18 protein-coding genes are annotated in these 16,412 nt (G+C 71.2%); 6 read left to right on the forward strand and 12 right to left on the reverse strand.

What is annotated here, in order from left to right:
• Positions 1 to 33: 33 nt before the first annotated feature.
• Together thrS and ACFXC1_RS25840 are read right to left on the reverse strand one after the other, a co-directional pair.
• Complete coding sequence (gene thrS / locus ACFXC1_RS25835) at positions 34 to 1,305, reverse strand: threonine--tRNA ligase (RefSeq protein WP_381246213.1); 1,272 nt, start codon at positions 1,303 to 1,305, stop codon at positions 34 to 36.
• 154 nt (positions 1,306 to 1,459) lie between these two features.
• Positions 1,460 to 2,155 carry a type 1 glutamine amidotransferase domain-containing protein gene (locus ACFXC1_RS25840; RefSeq protein WP_381246215.1) on the reverse strand — a complete coding sequence of 232 codons (696 nt, stop codon included), beginning with the start codon at positions 2,153 to 2,155 and terminating at the stop codon, positions 1,460 to 1,462.
• 238 nt (positions 2,156 to 2,393) lie between these two features.
• Here ACFXC1_RS25840 and ACFXC1_RS25845 point away from each other — a divergent pair, with 238 nt between their 5' ends.
• Complete coding sequence (locus tag ACFXC1_RS25845; RefSeq protein ID WP_381246216.1) at positions 2,394 to 3,176, forward strand: hypothetical protein; 783 nt, start codon at positions 2,394 to 2,396, stop codon at positions 3,174 to 3,176.
• Between the two features lie 17 nt (positions 3,177 to 3,193).
• Here the strand turns inward: ACFXC1_RS25845 and ACFXC1_RS25850 are convergent, their stop codons facing one another.
• From ACFXC1_RS25850 to ACFXC1_RS25870, 5 genes are all read right to left on the reverse strand, one after another.
• Complete coding sequence (locus tag ACFXC1_RS25850; protein ID WP_381246217.1) at positions 3,194 to 3,436, reverse strand: PASTA domain-containing protein; 243 nt, start codon at positions 3,434 to 3,436, stop codon at positions 3,194 to 3,196.
• A 47-nt stretch (positions 3,437 to 3,483) separates the two neighbouring features.
• The gene (locus ACFXC1_RS25855) at positions 3,484 to 4,215 is read right to left on the reverse strand and encodes a TIGR03943 family putative permease subunit (RefSeq protein ID WP_381246921.1); all 732 of its coding nucleotides are present in this window, start codon (positions 4,213 to 4,215) and stop codon (positions 3,484 to 3,486) included.
• On the reverse strand, positions 4,212 to 5,171 hold the full coding sequence (locus tag ACFXC1_RS25860; protein ID WP_381246923.1) for a permease: 960 nt from the start codon (positions 5,169 to 5,171) through the stop codon (positions 4,212 to 4,214). Before ACFXC1_RS25860 ends, ACFXC1_RS25855 begins: the two co-directional genes overlap by 4 nt.
• Before the next feature lie 139 nt (positions 5,172 to 5,310).
• On the reverse strand, positions 5,311 to 6,654 hold the full coding sequence (locus ACFXC1_RS25865) for a helix-turn-helix domain-containing protein (protein ID WP_381246219.1): 1,344 nt from the start codon (positions 6,652 to 6,654) through the stop codon (positions 5,311 to 5,313).
• 48 nt (positions 6,655 to 6,702) lie between these two features.
• Complete coding sequence (locus tag ACFXC1_RS25870) at positions 6,703 to 6,963, reverse strand: DUF397 domain-containing protein (protein ID WP_381246220.1); 261 nt, start codon at positions 6,961 to 6,963, stop codon at positions 6,703 to 6,705.
• 28 nt (positions 6,964 to 6,991) lie between these two features.
• Between ACFXC1_RS25870 and ACFXC1_RS25875 the strand changes: the two genes are divergently transcribed.
• Positions 6,992 to 7,309 (forward strand): DUF6401 family natural product biosynthesis protein, encoded by a 318-nt coding sequence (locus ACFXC1_RS25875; protein WP_381246222.1) that lies wholly within the window; start codon positions 6,992 to 6,994, stop codon positions 7,307 to 7,309.
• A gap of 244 nt (positions 7,310 to 7,553) precedes the next feature.
• Here the strand turns inward: ACFXC1_RS25875 and ACFXC1_RS25880 are convergent, their stop codons facing one another.
• Together ACFXC1_RS25880 and ACFXC1_RS25885 are read right to left on the reverse strand one after the other, a co-directional pair.
• Positions 7,554 to 8,117, reverse strand: coding sequence for a Uma2 family endonuclease (locus ACFXC1_RS25880; protein ID WP_381246223.1), 564 nt, complete (start codon positions 8,115 to 8,117; stop codon positions 7,554 to 7,556).
• Positions 8,118 to 8,162: 45 nt separating this feature from the next.
• Positions 8,163 to 8,960, reverse strand: coding sequence for a mechanosensitive ion channel family protein (locus ACFXC1_RS25885; RefSeq protein ID WP_381246225.1), 798 nt, complete (start codon positions 8,958 to 8,960; stop codon positions 8,163 to 8,165).
• A 274-nt stretch (positions 8,961 to 9,234) separates the two neighbouring features.
• Here ACFXC1_RS25885 and ACFXC1_RS25890 point away from each other — a divergent pair, with 274 nt between their 5' ends.
• The 3 genes from ACFXC1_RS25890 (at position 9,235) to ACFXC1_RS25900 (ending at position 12,201) form a co-directional block, all read left to right on the forward strand.
• Entirely contained in the window at positions 9,235 to 9,999 is a 765-nt protein-coding gene (locus ACFXC1_RS25890) for an NPP1 family protein (RefSeq protein ID WP_381246226.1), read from the forward strand.
• A 74-nt stretch (positions 10,000 to 10,073) separates the two neighbouring features.
• Positions 10,074 to 10,862, forward strand: coding sequence for an NPP1 family protein (locus tag ACFXC1_RS25895; protein ID WP_381246228.1), 789 nt, complete (start codon positions 10,074 to 10,076; stop codon positions 10,860 to 10,862).
• 97 nt (positions 10,863 to 10,959) lie between these two features.
• Positions 10,960 to 12,201, forward strand: a complete 1,242-nt coding sequence (locus ACFXC1_RS25900; protein ID WP_381246230.1) for an amidohydrolase — start codon at positions 10,960 to 10,962, stop codon at positions 12,199 to 12,201.
• A 6-nt stretch (positions 12,202 to 12,207) separates the two neighbouring features.
• Here ACFXC1_RS25900 and ACFXC1_RS51230 read toward each other — a convergent pair whose 3' ends face one another.
• The 3 genes from ACFXC1_RS51230 to ACFXC1_RS25915 all read right to left on the reverse strand — a co-directional run bounded on the left by ACFXC1_RS51230 (position 12,208) and on the right by ACFXC1_RS25915 (position 15,734).
• Positions 12,208 to 13,857 carry a hypothetical protein gene (locus ACFXC1_RS51230; protein ID WP_463294207.1) on the reverse strand — a complete coding sequence of 550 codons (1,650 nt, stop codon included), beginning with the start codon at positions 13,855 to 13,857 and terminating at the stop codon, positions 12,208 to 12,210.
• A gap of 75 nt (positions 13,858 to 13,932) precedes the next feature.
• Positions 13,933 to 15,093, reverse strand: a complete 1,161-nt coding sequence (locus ACFXC1_RS25910) for a PP2C family protein-serine/threonine phosphatase (RefSeq protein ID WP_381246232.1) — start codon at positions 15,091 to 15,093, stop codon at positions 13,933 to 13,935.
• A 5-nt stretch (positions 15,094 to 15,098) separates the two neighbouring features.
• Positions 15,099 to 15,734 (reverse strand): NAD(P)-dependent oxidoreductase, encoded by a 636-nt coding sequence (locus ACFXC1_RS25915; RefSeq protein WP_381246233.1) that lies wholly within the window; start codon positions 15,732 to 15,734, stop codon positions 15,099 to 15,101.
• 103 nt (positions 15,735 to 15,837) lie between these two features.
• Between ACFXC1_RS25915 and ACFXC1_RS25920 the strand changes: the two genes are divergently transcribed.
• The gene (locus tag ACFXC1_RS25920) at positions 15,838 to 16,317 is read left to right on the forward strand and encodes a hypothetical protein (RefSeq protein ID WP_381246234.1); all 480 of its coding nucleotides are present in this window, start codon (positions 15,838 to 15,840) and stop codon (positions 16,315 to 16,317) included.
• The last annotated feature ends 95 nt before the right edge of the window (positions 16,318 to 16,412 follow it).

Below are 16,412 nucleotides of genomic sequence, written 5' to 3' on the forward strand. Positions count from 1 at the left end.
CTCTCGACGCAAGAGTGCTGTTCGGTTGCGACCTTACGCATCCGCCCACAGTTCGGCGCCGCGCGCCCCGACCCGCACGGTGACGCGGTGCAGCAGGTCGGCGGGCGGCAGCGGGTCGACCCGGCGCCCGTCCCGCAGTCGTACGGCGACCAGGCCCTCGTCGGCCTCCCGTTCGCCGATCACCGCCTGGTACGGGACCAGCCGCGCCGCCCGGATCCGGGCACCGAGGCTGCCCTCGACGGCGACCTCGGCACGCAGCCCCTGGGCGCGGGCCCGCTCGGCGAGGTCGTGGGCCTGCTGCTCCTGCGCCTCCGACACCGGGAGGACGACCAGTTGCACGGGCGCCAGCCAGACCGGGAACGCCCCGCCGTGCTGTTCCACCAGGTGCGCCACCGCCCGTTCCACGCTCCCGATGACACTGCGGTGGACCATGACCGGCCGGTGTTTCGCGCCGTCGGGGCCGATGTAGTGCAGGTCGAAGCGTTCGGGCTGGTGGAAGTCGATCTGGACGGTGGAGAGGGTGGCCTCGCGGCCGGCCGCGTCCTCGATCTGGACGTCGATCTTCGGGCCGTAGAAGGCGGCCTCGCCCTCGGCGGACTCGTAGGGCACCCCGGACGCGTCGAGCACTTCCCGCAGCATCTCGGTCGCCCGGCTCCAAAGGGCCGGATCCGCAACGTACTTGCCGCCCTCCCCCGGCAGCGACAGCCGGTAGCGGGAGGCGCGGATGCCGAGGTCGGCGTAGGCGCGGGCGATGAGGGCGACGGCGGCGCGGGCCTCCTCGACGGCCTGGTCGAGGGTGCAGAAGATGTGGGCGTCGTTGAGCTGGATGGCGCGGACGCGGGTCAGGCCGCCGAGGACGCCGGAGAGTTCGGAACGGTACATGCCGCCCAACTCGGCGATACGGAGGGGCAGTTCGCGGTAACTGTGGGAGCGGGAACGATAGATGAGGGCGTGGTGGGGACAGAGGCTCGGGCGCAGCACGACCTCCTCCGCGCCCAGTTGCATCGGCGGGAACATGTCGTCGCTGTAGTGCGACCAGTGCCCGGAGATCTCGTACAGCTCACGCTTGCCGAGGACGGGCGAGTACACGTGCCGGTATCCGGCCGCACACTCCAACTCCCTTACGTACTCCTCCAGTTGATGCCGGATGACGGCACCGTCGGGCAGCCAGTACGGCAGTCCCGCGCCCATCAGGGGGTCGGTGTCGAAGAGACCGAGTTCGCGGCCGAGACGTCGGTGGTCGTACATGGTGAACTCCTCATGCACATCAGGAGGCGAGCACCACGCGAGAAAGCCCCGGGGCACTCGCCCCGGGGCTTCGACTTGGGTCAGCAGTCAGCGCGCCGGGACACTCTCCGGCGTCGTCGTGGAGGAACAGGCGCGCTTCATGCGGCGGAGCGTAGCAGCCGTACGACCGCCGCCGCGACGGAATTAATCAGGCGAGATCAATCAGGCGCAATCAGCCGAGCTTCTTGAGGAGTTCGTCGGCGACCGGGGCGGAGGACGCCGGGTTCTGGCCGGTGACGAGGTTGCCGTCGACCACGACGTACGGCGCCCACGGCTCGCCCTGCTGGAACTCCGCGCCGAGCTCCACCAGCCGGTCCTGGAGCAGCCACTTCACCTTGTCGGCGAGGCCGCCCTGGATCTCCTCCTCGTTGGTGAAACCGGTGAGCCGGCGCCCGGCGAAGGCGTTCGTACCGTCCTCCTTGACGGCCGGGAGGAGCGCGGCCGGGCCGTGGCAGACCACGCCGAGCGGCCTGCCGGAGGCAAGGGCCCGGGTGAGGAGCCGGCCGGAGTCGGCGTCGACGGCGAGGTCCTCCATCGGGCCGTGGCCGCCGGGGTAGTACACGGCGGCGTAGTCGGCGAGGTCGACCTCGGTCAGCTTGACCGGGTGCCGGAACTCGGGGCTCGACGCGAGCACGGCGGCGACGCGGTCGGCGTTCTCCTGGCCGCCGTTGTAGTCGGGGGCGAGGCTGCCCCGGTCCACGGGCGGTACGACACCGCCGGGCGTCGCCACGACGACCTCGTGACCGGCCGCCTTGAACGCCTCGAACGGGGTGACGGCCTCCTCGGCCCAGTAGCCGGTGGGGTGCAGGGTCCCGTCGGCGAGGGTGAGGTGGTCGGCGCCGGTCAGCACGAAGAGGATCTTCGACATGGGGGGTCTCCAGGGCGGTGGTCGGTGAGCTGATTCCGACTGTAGGCGGGGTGCGGACGGGCGGCCAATGAGGAACCGAATGCCCGGTATTGGTTTCCCGATGGCCACGGTGAGCCCGGCAGTCACCCGGACGGCCCGGCGCGCTGGTGGGCGGGCGCGGGCGATGGTGCCGTGGGAGCACGCGCCGACATCCGCGCCACGTATCCGCGTCACGCGTCCGCCTCAGGAGGGACCCTCGATGACCCGTTCCCCGGCCCGTGTCCTCCTCCTCGCCTCGGCACTGTCGGCGGGCACCCTGCTGACGGCCGCGGGCTGCGCGAACGAGGCCGCCCTGCACAAGGTGACGAGCGCGCCCTCCCCCTCCGCCGTACGAACCCCCGCCGCGCACGCGTCCCCTGCCGCGGCCCCCGTCCTCACCCAGGCACAGGCGCAGACCGCGCTGATCGCGGACACGGACCTGGGCGCCCCCTGGACCCCGACCCAGGGCACGGCGACCTGGCGCGACAGCCTCCTCAAGGCGAAGACCGCCGACCCCGACTGCCAGCGTCTCCTCGACGCGCTCTACGCCGACGAACTCCTCGGCACCCCCGCCACCGCCCAGGCGGTCATCGGCCTCGACGACACCGACGACGAAGCCCAACTCCACTACCAGGTGGCCGCGTTCAAGTCCGCCGACGTGGACCGCACCCTGGCCTGGCTGAAGACCCTCCCGCAGAAATGCGCCCAGTTCACGGCGGCGACAACCCGCTCGGGCCCGCAGACGGTAACCGTCACGGAGGCAGCCATCCCGAACGTCGGCGACGCCCGCGAGGGCCTCCACCTCACCCTCACCGGCACCACCCCGGAGGGCGACCAGTCCACCCTCACCCTCGACACCGCCGCCGTCCGCATCGGCGACGACACCATCACCCTCACGAACGGTGGGCTGGCGAACGTCCCCCCGGACGCGATGAGCCGGGCACTGGAGATCGGGGCGCAGCGGCTTACCGATGTTCAGCGGCAGGGGCGGGTGCAGATCTAGGAGCCTGCGGCTCCCGGCTACCGCGGCCGCCGATCGTCGGGCAGCGGATCCAACCTCGTCCAGATCCTGACCGCCTCGGCAGGTGCCGCCATGGTTCCGGGCGGGGGCTCCTGATGAGCGATCACCATGCTCCGCGGCAGCTGCTGATCCATGTTGTAGTAGCCCAGGAACAGCCCCAGATCACGGCAGAGAGCGTGCGCTTCCCGCCCGGTCATCCCCACCACGTCCGGGACTTCGATACTCGTCGGCCTGTCACCCATCTCCGCACTTTACGGCCGACCACGCCGCGGCGGAGGGGCTTCAGGCCTCATCGCTTCTCGTACGGATCCGCCGGCTCCTTCACCTGCTTGACGGTCGTCGCGTTGAGCAGTGGGGGCCACGCCCCGTCCGTGCCGAGTCTGCCCTTGGGGAGCCAGGTGCCGGTGACGGTGACCCAGGTGTCGGTCTGGGGGGCGTCGGTGGCCTCGGTGCCTCTGATCTCCACCTTGCTGGTCGTGGCGTCGGCGGCGCAGCAGGTGACGACGAGGCGGGTGACGTACCAGGTGCCGTTCGAGCCGTGGGTGACGAAGCCCGTCATGCGGACCGTGCGGCCCTTGAGGGAGTGGCCGGTGTCGTAGATCGCCCGGGAGCTGTACTGGGCCACCGAGATGTCCAGCACCTTCCCAGCCGGCAGCGCGGGGAACGTGCCCACGCCCTGTGCCGCGAGTTGCGCCTGTTCGCGGCCCGCGCTGTACGAGCCCAGCGCGGGGGGTGGGAAGAGGAGGAGGGCCAGGGCGGGGAGGGTGAGGAGCCAGGCGATGCGGGGGCCGTGGCCACCATGGGAGTGCGCTTCCTCTTCTTCCTCCTCCTCGTGGTCCCTGTGGCTCATCCCCCTGATCGCCGCCACCACCCCCAACACCATCAGCAGCGAACCGGAGATCACCAGATACGGCCGCAACGACGCCTGCACATACCGCAGATACAGGTCGCTGAAGAGGGAGATCCGCAGCACCGCCCCGCCCGTCAGCAGGAGCAGGACCGCCGAGCCGTAGCGCCTCACAGCAACCACCAGCCCACGAGCGTGCTGCTCGTCACCGCGACCAGCCACGTCGTCGAGGAGAAGCGGAACGCGAAGGAACGGCCGAACGTGCCCGCCTGCAACGCGATCAGTTTCAGGTCGACCATCGGGCCCACCACCATGAACGCCAGTTTCGCGGCAGGTGAGAAGCCGCTCAGCGAAGCCGCTACGAACGCGTCCGCCTCGCTGCACACGCACAGCACCACCGCCAGGAGGGCCGGCAACAGCAGTGACAGCCAGGACGAGCCCGTGAAGATGTCCAGGATCGAGCGCGGTACGGCGATGTTGAAGGTCGCCGCCGCCGCCGCGCCCAGGACCAGGAAGCCGCCGGCGTGGAGGAAGTCGTGCTGCAGGCCCGCGACGAAGGCCTTCATACCCGCAGGCGAGGACGCGGTGGTCCGCGTGCGCTTCGGGAGTCGTAGCCACTCCTCCCTGCCGAAGCGCGCCCACAGCCAGCCCATCACCACCGCCGTCGCGAGGGACGCGACCAGACGGCCGAGCACCATCTTCGGCTGGCCCGGGAACGCGATCGAAGTGGCCACCAGGACAACCGGGTTGATCGCCGGGGCGGACAGCAGAAAGGCCAGCGCCGCTGCCGGGGCCACGCCCCGTCTCATCAGACTGCTCGCCACCGGTACCGACGCGCACTCACAGCCCGGGAGTACGACTCCTGCCGCGCCCGCGATGGGGACGGCCAGTGCCTGGTTGCGGGGGAGGAGGCGGGTGAACACCCGCTCCGGCACGAACGCGCCGATCGCCGCCGAGACCACTGTGCCGAGCAACAAGAACGGCACACCTTGCACCGCCACCGCCGTGAAGACCGTCCACCAGGCCGCCACGGGTGGGGTGTAGAGGTCGATCGCCAGCATCGGGCCGAGGACCGAGACGACTGTCGCGATCGCTATGAGAGCGGCGCCGCCGAGCACCGCGTAGACCATGGCGCGTACGGCCAGGCGCAGGCCGTCGACCACGGTCCGTTCGTTCTGCACGCGCCTGTCTCATCCCGTTTCGCACGATTACGCCTGGCACTCGTACTTGGCACGGTAACCGTCGGCGCTGTGCGGTATCCCCGATTTGTCAAAGAGGAGGCTGTGCGGGCGCCGGGCCGAGGGTCGTGGTGCCGGGGGCCGTACGGTGGCCGAGGCCCGTGCGGTAGGCGTCGAGCGCCGCTTCCACCCGGCCGGTACGGCGGAGCAGATCGCCGAGCATCCGGCACAGGTCGGCCAGGTCGCCGGCCGCGCCCGCGCGTTCCAGGAGGCTGAGGGCGCGGACGTAGTGTTCCTCGGCCGCCTCCGTGTCGCGGGCGTCCTCCGCGATGATGCCGAGGAGGCGGTGGGCGGCGGCGGAGTGCAGGGCGCCGCGTTCGGAGCTGAGGTCGTTGAGGACGCCGTGGAGGAGGGTGGCGGCCTCCTCGGACTTGCCTCGCTTGTGCAGTACGTCGGCCAGCTCCACCGCGACCTGGCTGCTGTACAGCGCGGCCCGCTTCGCCGTCAGCATGGCCAGCGCCTGCCTCAACTCGACCTCGGCGCGCTCCAGTTCGCCGTCCTGGGCGTAGACGTAGCCGCGCATCCAGTGGCAGTTGGCGAGTTCGGTACGGAACTGGAGCTGACGGTACAGCTCGGCGGCCTTGGCCAGCGAGGCGTCCGCCTCCGCCACCCGGCCCTCCGCTATCAGCGTCCGCGCCACCGAACGGTGCATGCGTGCCAGCAGCGCCGGGTCCGCCACCTGCGGCGCGAGCGCGAGTGCCAGCTCCGCCGCCTGGGCCGCCCTCGCGTGGGCGCCCATGTCCATGTACGGCCCTATCGCGCTCGCGTAGAGGAGCAGCAGCGCGTCGGGGTCGTGCAGTCCGCCGCGGTTCAGCTCGTCGAGCGTGGACTCCAACAGGTATACGGCGTAACGGAGTTCACCGGTGAGGTAGTGCGCGACGGCACGGCCGCGGATGGCGGGGACGCGGGCGGGGAGGGGTTCGTCGGCGAGGCGCTGCTCGGCGCGCTCGAAGTACATGCGGGCGGCGGTGAGATCACCGGTGTCGAGGCCGCACTCGCCCAGTCCGAGCAGTGCGATGGCCTCCTCGTCGACCAGCCCGTGCGACTCCGCCTCCGCGAGCAGCTCGGCGTACTGCTCCGCCGCTTCCTCCGACTCCCCTGTCGCCAGGGTGCGTTGGGCACCGGTCAGCCGCAGGCGCAGCTCGGTGGCGAGGTGGGCGGGGCGGCCGGTGGCCAGCTCGTCGTAGGCGACGCCGAGTCGTTCCGCGAGGTGGCGCAGCGCGTCGTCGGAGGGGCGGACCCGGCCGGCCTCAAGCGTGGAGATGTACGCGGGTGTGTAGGCGGGCTCGGCCAACTGCCGCTGAGTGAGCCCTCGTTCGTGCCGCAACTGCTGGACCCTGCGCCCGATGACTTCCGGGTCGTCCCGTCTCACCATGCATTAATCATGCCAGTAAGCGGAGTTACAGACTGGCGAGTAACTCACTTACATGGAGAGTGAGTTGATGAAGTCCTCGAAACGGCGGCGGGAAACGGTGACGACGGCTCCGCCGGGGTTCTTCGAGTCACGGATTGCGATGTGGGGGCTGCGGTCAGCGACCTCTGCACACTCACCGCCGCTGGTGCCGCTGTGACTGGACTTACGCCACGAACATGGACCGCGCGACAGCCACCTCCGAGTAGTTACGGCCTGTCGCCGAGCGTAACCATTCCGTCGTATCCCGGTGACGGGAATCACGTAACTCACCCGCGCCAGGCTGTCGTACGGTGGAGAAATGTCCCCTTTGGCCAAGATCAGCAGCGCTTACGGGCCCCGCTTCGCGGAGTTCGCCTTCGAGCCCGCGTTCACGGCCGCGGTGGACCAGCATGTCGCCGAGCTGCGGGAACGTCTGTCGGCGGGCGGCCCCGATCTGACTCCTCCGTCCCCGGACTCCGCCGACCTCGCCGACTACGCGCTCGGATTTCTGGACGCGCTCGCGGAGCTGGACTGGCGGGAGCCGGTCGGGCACGACTACGCGGTGTGCAGGCTGACGGCCATCAGCTGGCTGGTGCACCGGCACGGGCTGCTGCCGGAGCAGCGCCGGGGTGACTGAAAACAGGTTTCCGTTGGCTCAACTCCCCCTGAAGCCCTTCCCGTTGCGCACTCCAACCCCTTAAGTTAGGCACGCATTAAGCGTGCTTAACTCATCGCTGTTGCCGTCGCCGTCACTGTCGTTGCGAGGTTGGTATGTCCGCGCGTTACGTCAGAGGATTCTGCGCCGCCGTCATCGCCGTAGCCGCCCTGATCGGCGCGGCAGCGGCAAGCCCGGCCAAGGCGGCGGACCGCCCGCCGGCGCCTCACTCGGGCGCGAGCATCATGTCCGCGCGCGAGTAGAGCGGCAGACCGCCGGTCTTGACCTGCCACCCGCCCGCGACGGTGACGGTGTTCCCGTAGGGCAGGTGCAGCCGGTTCTCGTACTCCGGGGAACCGCGTCGCCTGCCGACCTGCCACTGGTATGTCCAGGTGCCGTCGCGGGGGTCCAGGATCAGGTAGTGCGGGATGCCCATCGCCGGACAGTCGCGGCTCTTGACGTCGTAGTCCGTGCCGGGGTTGGCCGGAGAGACGATCTCAACGGCCAACAGGGGTGTGGCGGCCTCGCCCGTGGTGACCACGAGATCGGGGACACGGAGCTTGCCCAGGACTTCGCTGCCGGTGTCGGCGGCCTCGAAGACACCGGCACCGTCCGGAACCTGCGGAGCCAGCTGATCACGCACGTCCGCGACCGTGACCTGGTGCCGACGACAGGGGCTCTTCGTCATGACGAACATCCCGTCGCCGATCTCCGGGTACGTGAAGCCCGGCGGCGGTGTGAAGCGCTCGCGCAGCTCGCACAGCCGGTGGAAAAAGGCCCGCTCGGTCATACCGCTGTCCTCCTCCAGGCGGTACGACCGAGCGTAGCCGTCCCGTCACATGTCCGACGACCCCGGCATCTCCCTGCCCATGTCCGTCCGCTCCCGCACCGGCTGGTTCCCCATCGCGTCCGCGCGGCCCGCCTGGTACGCCGTGAGGCTGCCCTTCGCGTTGGTCGTCTCGCGCTCCGCCGCCATCAGCATGCGCTCCATGCGCTGGCGCATCGGCCCGATCAGGCCGCCGCCGACACCGACGATCATGATGCCGGCGACGGTCCCGAGGGCCGTGTAGAGAACGGGCTGGGTGACCGACGTCGCGATGCCGGCCTGGCCGAGCGCGGCGATCACGCCGAGCGCCACGATGCAGGCCCAGACGATGGTCGCGAGCATCCTGCCGTACGACATCGACGACAGGGCGCTGCCGACGATCCCGCGCACCGCGTTCGCGATGGCCATCGCCACGACGATCAGGACCACCGCGACGATGCCGCGCGGCAGCCAGGCGACGATGCCGTTGATCATCGTGGAGACCGGGTTGGTGCCGAAGACGCCGAGCGCGAGCTGGAGGGTGATCAGCATCAGCGCGTAGTACACGATCTTGCAGACGATGCCGGTCATGTCGTACTTGGAGTCCCGCAACATCCGTGCCGTACCGGCCCGTTCGGACAGCCGCTCCGAGCCGACGCGCCGCAGTACCCGGTCGAGCACACGGGCGATCATCTTCGACACGAACCAGCCGATGGCGAGGATGACCAGGAAGCCGATGAGTTGGGGCACGAACTGCGCGACCTTCGACCAGGCGTCGTTCAGCCCCTGGGTGAAGTCGATGGCGAGGTTGGATTCAGGGACAGCCATGAGCGGCACTTCCTTCGGTGGGTACTGACCGACCCCCTGTCACCGTCAAGTGGAGCAGCGCGGCGGAAGTGTGGCCGCGCGGGCTGGGCCGTACAGGTGAGGGCGTCCGGTCGGCCGTTCGCGTGGGACGGGTGCGCCCGTTCGGTGAAATGCCTCCCTCCGTTTGATAGAAAGCCCTTCCATCGGGCGCTCCCCTTCTGCCAATCTCTGTTCGCCCACCCCGGCTGTCATGTTCGGGGCGAGCGTGGACATGGACCGTCGACTGGAGCCCCCGATGTCCCGAACCAGCACCCGCCGCCTCGGCCGAGCCGCCGCGGTCGTGGGCAGCGCCGTCGCCCTCACCGTCGCCCTGCCGTTCACCGCCTCCGCGGGCGTGCTGCAGAACCTCCCCGAGAACGCGACCACGTACGAGAAGAACTTCGAGCCGCTGTACGACTACGACACGGACTCCTGCTACCCCGCCGCCGCCATCGACCCCGACGGCAACCTCAACGGCGGTCTGAAGCCGACCGGTTCCGTCACCGGCAGCTGCCGCACCGGCCACCTCGACCACGCCAACACCTACTCGCGCACCAAGTGCAACAACGGCTGGTGCGGAACCATCTACGCCAGCTACTTCGAGAAGGACGAGGCGTCCCCGGGCATCGGCCACCGCCACGACTGGGAATGCATCGTCGTCTGGGTCAAGCAGGGCGACTCCACCCCGTCGTACCTGTCCGCCTCCCAGCACGGCGACTTCGAGACCGAGGCGGTCGCCGACGTGCCGATGAGCAGCCAGCGCGTCCAGGTCGTCTACCACAAGGACGGCCTGAGCACCCACGACTTCCGGTTCGCCAAGTGGGGCGAGACCCCGGAGAACGACGACGGCGCCTGGCACCAGGAGAACCTGCTCACCTGGGAGAACATGGCGTCCAACCTTCGCGGCATCCTGAACGCCTCCGACTGGGGCGACGCCAACTTCCCGCTCCAGGACGCGAAGTTCGACGACCACCTCAACAAGGCCAAGCCGAGCGCGATCACGTTCGACCCGTACGCCTGACCGGCCGGCCTCTCTCGCCGCACGAGGACCCGCACGGGTCGCCGCCCCCACCGAGCAAGGGAAGACCCCCGCACATGTTCACCGCAGCAAGCACGAGCACCAGGGCCACCAGGAGAGCCCGGATCGCCAGGGCCGCCCTGGTGGTCGGCACCGCCACCGCACTCGCCGTCGGCCTGGCCGGCAGCGCCGACGCGGCGATCCTGACCCCACTGCCCTGGAACGCGAGCACCTTCCAGAACAAGTACATGCCGCTCTTCGACTACGACTCCGACGGCTGCTTCCCGGCGGCGGCCGTCGACGCGAGCGGCAGGCTCAACGGCGGCCTCAACAACAGCGGGTCGATCACCGGCGGCTGCCGGACCGACCACCTGGGCAAGGCCAACACGTATTCGCAGTCCCTGTGCAAGAACGGCTGGTGCGCGTACGTCTACGGGCTCTACTTCGAGAAGGACCAGACCCTCAACGGCGCCGACGCCTTCGGGCACCGTCACGACTGGGAGTCCGTCGTCGTCTTCCAGAAGCAGGGCGACGAGCGGCCCAGCTACCTGGCCGCCTCCCGGCACGGCGGCTACAGCACCCACCCGATCAACGAGGTGCCGATGAGCGGCAACCACGTCGAGATCGTCTACCACAAGGACGGCGCGAGCACCCACGCCTTCCGCTTCGCCAAGTGGGGCGAGACGCCGGTGGCCTGGGGCAACGGCACCTGGGACACACCGGCCCTGGTCACCATGGAGAACATGGACAAGACGCCCCGCGACGCCCTGTGGAACTCGACCTGGGGCAAGGCCAACTTCCCGCTCACCAACAACCTGGTGAGCAACATCAACAAGGCCCGTCCGTCGGCGGTCCCGGCGTTCTGACCGCTTCCCGCACCAAGGCCGCCCCCAGGCGATCCCTTACGTCATCGCCTGGGGACGTGCCATGTGATCGCCCTCGCGACCGCCCTACGCTGACGCCATGACGTCTGCCGCCGCGCGCACCGCACTCGACCTCACCGCCGACCTCCCGGTCCCCGACCTGGAGGAGTTCTACCGGGACCTGCACCGCCACCCGGAGCTCTCCGGCCGCGAGCACCGCACCGCCGCCAAGCTCGCCGAACGCCTCACGAAGGCGGGCTACGACACCGTCGAGGGCATCGGCGGCACCGGTGTCGCCGCGGTGCTGCGCAACGGCGAAGGACCGACCGTGCTGCTGCGCGCCGACATGGACGCGCTGCCGGTGCGGGAGGAGACGGGGCTGCCGTACGCCTCCACCGTGGACGGCGCGATGCACGCCTGCGGGCACGACCTGCACGTGACCTGGCTGACGGGCGCCGCCGAGGCGCTGGCCGCCGGGCGGGACACCTGGTCGGGGACGCTGGTGCTGGTGGGGCAGCCCGCCGAGGAGACGGGCGGGGGCGCGGCGGCGATGGCCGCCGACGGCCTGTACGAGCGCGTCCCGCGCCCGGACGCGGCGCTCGCCCAGCACGCGGCACCCGGTCCCGCCGGGTTCTACCCGCACGTGCCCGGCCTGATCATGTCGGCCTCCACGGACATCGACATCGTGGTCCACGGGCTCGGCGGCCACGGCTCCCGCCCCGAGTCCACGGTCGACCCGGTCGTCACGGCCGCCTACCTCGTCACCCGCCTCCAGACGGTCGTGTCCCGCGAGATCGCCGCCCGCGACTCCGCCGTCCTGACCGTGGGCCGCATCGAGGCCGGCACCCGGCACAACATCATCCCGGCCACCGCCCGGATCTCCCTCAACCTGCGCACCCAGTCCGCCGACGTACGGGACCGGATGATCGCCGCGATCCGCCGTATCGCGTCCGGCGAGTGCATCGCCGCGGGCTGCCCGCGCGAGCCCGAGGTGACCATCGGCACCAGCCTCCCCACGATGGTCAACGACGCGGACACCGACCGCCGGATCGCCGCCGTGCACACCGAGGTCCTCGGCGCGGGCACGGTCTTCGACCCCGGTCCGGCCACGGGCAGCGAGGACTTCCCCAACCTCGTCCCGGACGGGGTGCCGTACTCCTACTGGTTCGTGACGAGCACCCCGGCGGCCACCTGGGACGCGGCCCCCGGCACCGACCTGATGGAGAAGTTCCACGCCGTCCCCAGCAACCACAGCCCGAACTTCGCGCCCGATCTGGTGACGGTCGCGCCGGGTGTACGGACCCTGGTCTCGGGGGCGTTGGAGATCCTGACCGTCAACTGACCAGCCCTAGGGCTGGAGTTGGAGCAGCTGCTTGCGCACGTGGTCCAGGGCGCCCGCGCGGCGGCCCGGCACCCGACCTCTCAACTCGGCGAGCGCGAGACCGAGTTCACGGGCGGCCGCCGGGTCGTTGATCTGCCCCCACTGGTGGTGAGCGCGGTCGACCGCCGCCTCGACGGCCGGTGCGCCGGGTGACTGTCCCGCCGCCAGCCGCGCGGACGCCACCGCGAGCCACGCACGGCAACTGCGCACCGGATCCCCCGCCAGCATCGCCAGATCGGCCCGCACCTCCGTCCAGTGCAGCGCCTGCTCCGAGCCCCGCCCGTGCGCCCGTACGGCGGCCTGCTCGTGCTCGGCGGCGAGGGCGTCGGCGGCGGGATGGCGGCCCGCTTGAACGGCGGAGGCGATGGCGGTGTGGGGGTCGCTGTCCCAGTTGAGGGCGGTGTCCTTTGGGCTGCGGTCGGTATCTCCTTGGCTTCCGCCGGTGTCCTTTGACCCGCGGCCGGCAACTTCACGGCTTCCGCCGGTGTCCTTTGTGCTCGGGGCGGCAGCGTTCGGGCTCGGGGCGCCAGCCTTCGGGCTCGGGGCGGCGGCCTTCGGGCTCGGGGCGGCGACCTTCGGGCTTCGGCCGGAATCCAACTGGCCGCGGCGGGCATCCATTTGGCTGCCGTCGGTGTCCTTTTGACTCCGGCCGGTATCTTCTTGGCTTCCGTCGGTGTCCTTTGGCCCGCGGCCGGCAACTTCGCGGCTTCCGCCGGTGTCCTTTGGGCTCGGGGCGGCGGCCTTCGGGCTTGGGGCGCCGGCCTTCGGGCTTCGGCCGGAATCCAACTGGCTTCGGCCGGAATCCAACTGGCCGCGGCGGGCATCCATTTGGCTTCCGTCGGTGTCCTTTGGGCTGCGGTCGGCTTCCCGACTCCGGTCGTTTTCAAGCCCGTCCGGGGCTCCCCCCTCTGGGGGAGTCTGAGGACGAGGCCCCTTCGGGGCCGACGGGGGTCTGGGGGCGGAGCCCCCGGGGACGCCCGCAGCGACAAGCCCCGGCGAGGCAAGCAGGACGTCCGCGTACCCCTCGGCGCCTAGCCTTCCCACCGCCTCCTGATGCAACTGCTCCAGCGGCGGGCGGTACCCGCTCCGCAACACCGTGGCCACCGCCTTCATGTACGTCGGCACGGCCACCTCCCGCCGGGGCGGCGGCGGTGCGATGCGACCGTAAACGGCGTGGGTGCGGCCCGAGTCGAGCGGGTGGGCGCGCAGCCACTGCCAGGTCTCGGCGTCGGCGTGGAGGTCGAGGAGGAGGGTTGTCGTGCCGGGTGCGCGCAGGCGCAACTCCTCGCGGATCCAGGCCCACGGGAACGCGGTGTAGCGGACCGTCGCGGGGGTCGTACGCGCGAGCGCCAGGTGCGGAAGGTGCTGTTTGCGGTCGAGTTGGAGCTGCCCGGCGATGAACACGGTCAGCGGTCCGGGGGCGGTCGCGGCGGCCCGGAGCCGGGTCAGTACCGCCTGCGGCTCCAACGGGTCGGCGAGTTCGACAACGTTGGCCGTCTCCGTGCCGGACAGGACGGGCGGGGCGACGGCCGCGAGCACGGGGAGCACGGACGCCGCGTCCACCAGCCGTCCCTTGCCGACCGGAGAGGCCGCGAGCAGCAACACCGTTCCAGGCATGTGCCCTCCCCCGATAGAACCGTCGATCACTTGCGTACCGCAGCACCGTAGCCTCTGCGGCTGCAAAGGGGGATCTCAGGACCGCCGTACCGCGAAGATCGTGGTGTCGTCGGCGAGCCGGCCGCCGCAGTGGCGCAGGGTGCCGTCGCGGACGTAGGCGACCAGGCGGTGCGGGTCGGCGGTGCCCGGGTCGAGGTGGACGCCCTCGGTGACGTCGTCCTTGAGGGGGTAGAAGACGCCGGCGCCGTCGCGGGCCTCGGTGACTCCGTCGGTGACGATGAGGAGGGTCTCGCCGGGGGCGAGGGTGATGCGGAGGGTCGGCGGCGGTCCCTCCAGGCCGGCCAACTCGCCCAGCCCCAGCGGGAGTCCGTGCCCCGGCGGCAGCGACCGTACGCCGAACGGGCCGACCACCAGCGGGGGTTCGTGCCCGAAGTTGACGACCTCGACCGTGCCGGGGTCTCCGGCGGGGAAGCTCAGCAGGACGGCCGTGGCGAAGCGGTCGACGTCCTCGCGGCCGAGCGCGGCGAGATGCCGGCCGTGGCGCAGCATCCGGATCTCGAGGCGGGCGGCGACGGTGCCGAGCTCCGCCTGGTGGTAGCCGGCCTCGCGGAAGGTGCCGAGCAGTGCCGCCGCCACCTCCACCGCGCCGAGCCCCTTGCCCTGGACGTCGCCGACGAGGGCGCGGGTGCCGTGCAGGCCGGGCTGGATGTCGTAGAAGTCGCCGCCGACGCGGGCGACGGCGTCCGCGGCGAGGTAGACGGCCGCGTGGTCGAGGCCGCCGAAGCCGGGCGGCAGCGGGCGCAGCAGGGTGCGGCGGGTGGTCTCGGCGACGTCCCGCATGTGCAGCATGCGGCGCTCGCCGCGGACCCGGACCACGCAGGCCAGCACGGCGAGGACCCCGCCGACGCCGACGAGGATGAAGTCGGGCAGGCCGGTCTGGTACTGGCGCGGCCAGGCGTGGTCGGCGAGCGCGTAGGTGGCCACGCCGAGCACCCCGAAGACGGCCGTGCCCCACACCCCGCAGATCGCCGCGGCGATCCCGGGCACGAGCACGATCCAGGAGACGGTCCGGAACTCGCCGCCGGTGTACCAGTCGACCAGCAGGATGGTGACCAGCACCAGCAGCGGCGGCACCCAGGCGACGCTCCGCCCGCGCACGCGCAGCAACTGCTGGCGCCGTAGCGCATCGGTGTCGCCGGAGCCGGAGCGCACCGGTATGAGTCCGCGGCCGCTCACGGCCGTCAGTACGCGACCGACATCCGGGCGCGCGGGTGGGCGTGCTGTTCGAGTTCGTCGACGAAGGCGACCGCGTAGTCCTCGGCGCTGACGAAGCTGCGGCCCTGTTCGTCGGTCATGAACTCGTCCCCGCCGACACGGAACCGGCCGGTGCGCTTGCCGGGGGCGATCTCGGCGGCGGGGGAGACGTAGGTCCAGTCGGGGTCGTCGAGGGTGCGGTAGTAGGCGAGCACGTCGCGATGGGCGAGGGCTTCGGGGAGGTAGGCCTCCGGGAAGCCGGGCTGGTCGCTGAGGGCCTGGCCGGGGGCGACCTCCAGGCCGCCGGCGCCGCCGACCACCAGGAGCCGCCCGACACCGGCCGCGCGGACGCCCGCGACGAGCCCCTCGTTGAGGGCGAGGAAGGGGCCGCGCGGGTCGCTCCCGTCCCTGGGCGGTACGCACGCGGAGGCGACCGCGTCGGCGCCGCGCGCGAGGTCCGCGACCTTCGCCGCGTCCGTCGCGTCGGCCGCCGTGGCGGTGACCCCGGGGACCGGTGACTGCCCGGAACGGCTGACCGCCAGCACCTGGTGGCCGCGGGCCGAGGCCTCGGTGGCGATCCGGCTGCCGACCATGCCGGTGGCGCCGAAGAGTACGAGCTTCATGCGCCCCAGCGAAACATGGGCCAACCGAGGCCGCACCCCGACTTGCCACCGCCTCTCCCGGGGTGTGCATTGGTAGACGGGGGCGAGAGAGAGGAGTGCTCTCATGGCTCACGCGGCACCCACACCCGGCGGAATGACCGGCCGCCCCGGCAGAGGGACCGGCTCCGGCGGATTCACCGCTCCGAGCGGTCTGCCCGACATCTTCGACGCCCGCGTCCACCGCGTGGCGAAGGTCGCGATCCCGGTCGTCCTCGGACTCGTCTACGGCTACTGGGCGGCGGCCAACCGCCGCAGCGGCGGTCCCATCACCGGCTGGAACATCCTGTTCGGCTTCGTGACCGCGCTGGTGTTCATCGTGCTGTGCCTGGCGGTGGCCCGGTTCGCCCCGCTGCTCAAGCGCGAACTGCACTCGCTGGTGAAGTCCGGCTTCGCGGGCGCCGCGCTCGGCTTCCTCTACAGCCAGACCGGCGAGAGCGTGCTGCGGTCCGTGGCGATCGGTCTCGCCACCACGGCGGGCGTGTTCCTGGTGTTCTTCTACCGCTACTACACGCGCGAGGACGGGGAGGGCAACCGCATCCGCTGAACCCGCACAGTCGTGGGGGGGGGGGGCGGGGCGAGGGCCGGCGGGCCCCCCCGAGCGCGGAGCGCGGGCCGGCCCGCGGGGCCCGGGTCCTGGGG

Origin of the sequence: Streptomyces hokutonensis (assembly GCF_042751305.1) — a bacterium.
Taxonomy (GTDB): Bacteria; Actinomycetota; Actinomycetes; order Streptomycetales; family Streptomycetaceae; genus Streptomyces; species Streptomyces hokutonensis_A.

What these genes read in the sequence shown, in the direction of transcription:
- ACFXC1_RS25875 (WP_381246222.1), top strand. Translation starts at nt 6,992, where the DNA reads ATGTCCCCTTTGGCCAAGATCAGCAGCGCTTACGGGCCCCGCTTCGCG.
- ACFXC1_RS25885 (WP_381246225.1), bottom strand. Translation starts at nt 8,960, where the DNA reads ATGGCTGTCCCTGAATCCAACCTCGCCATCGACTTCACCCAGGGGCTG.
- ACFXC1_RS25915 (WP_381246233.1), bottom strand. Translation starts at nt 15,734, where the DNA reads ATGAAGCTCGTACTCTTCGGCGCCACCGGCATGGTCGGCAGCCGGATC.
- ACFXC1_RS25895 (WP_381246228.1), top strand. Translation starts at nt 10,074, where the DNA reads ATGTTCACCGCAGCAAGCACGAGCACCAGGGCCACCAGGAGAGCCCGG.
- ACFXC1_RS25845 (WP_381246216.1), top strand. Translation starts at nt 2,394, where the DNA reads ATGACCCGTTCCCCGGCCCGTGTCCTCCTCCTCGCCTCGGCACTGTCG.
- ACFXC1_RS25840 (WP_381246215.1), bottom strand. Translation starts at nt 2,155, where the DNA reads ATGTCGAAGATCCTCTTCGTGCTGACCGGCGCCGACCACCTCACCCTC.
- ACFXC1_RS51230 (WP_463294207.1), bottom strand. Translation starts at nt 13,857, where the DNA reads ATGCCTGGAACGGTGTTGCTGCTCGCGGCCTCTCCGGTCGGCAAGGGA.
- ACFXC1_RS25860 (WP_381246923.1), bottom strand. Translation starts at nt 5,171, where the DNA reads ATGGTCTACGCGGTGCTCGGCGGCGCCGCTCTCATAGCGATCGCGACA.
- ACFXC1_RS25890 (WP_381246226.1), top strand. Translation starts at nt 9,235, where the DNA reads ATGTCCCGAACCAGCACCCGCCGCCTCGGCCGAGCCGCCGCGGTCGTG.
- ACFXC1_RS25850 (WP_381246217.1), bottom strand. Translation starts at nt 3,436, where the DNA reads ATGGGTGACAGGCCGACGAGTATCGAAGTCCCGGACGTGGTGGGGATG.
- ACFXC1_RS25865 (WP_381246219.1), bottom strand. Translation starts at nt 6,654, where the DNA reads ATGGTGAGACGGGACGACCCGGAAGTCATCGGGCGCAGGGTCCAGCAG.
- ACFXC1_RS25880 (WP_381246223.1), bottom strand. Translation starts at nt 8,117, where the DNA reads ATGACCGAGCGGGCCTTTTTCCACCGGCTGTGCGAGCTGCGCGAGCGC.
- ACFXC1_RS25920 (WP_381246234.1), top strand. Translation starts at nt 15,838, where the DNA reads ATGGCTCACGCGGCACCCACACCCGGCGGAATGACCGGCCGCCCCGGC.
- ACFXC1_RS25900 (WP_381246230.1), top strand. Translation starts at nt 10,960, where the DNA reads ATGACGTCTGCCGCCGCGCGCACCGCACTCGACCTCACCGCCGACCTC.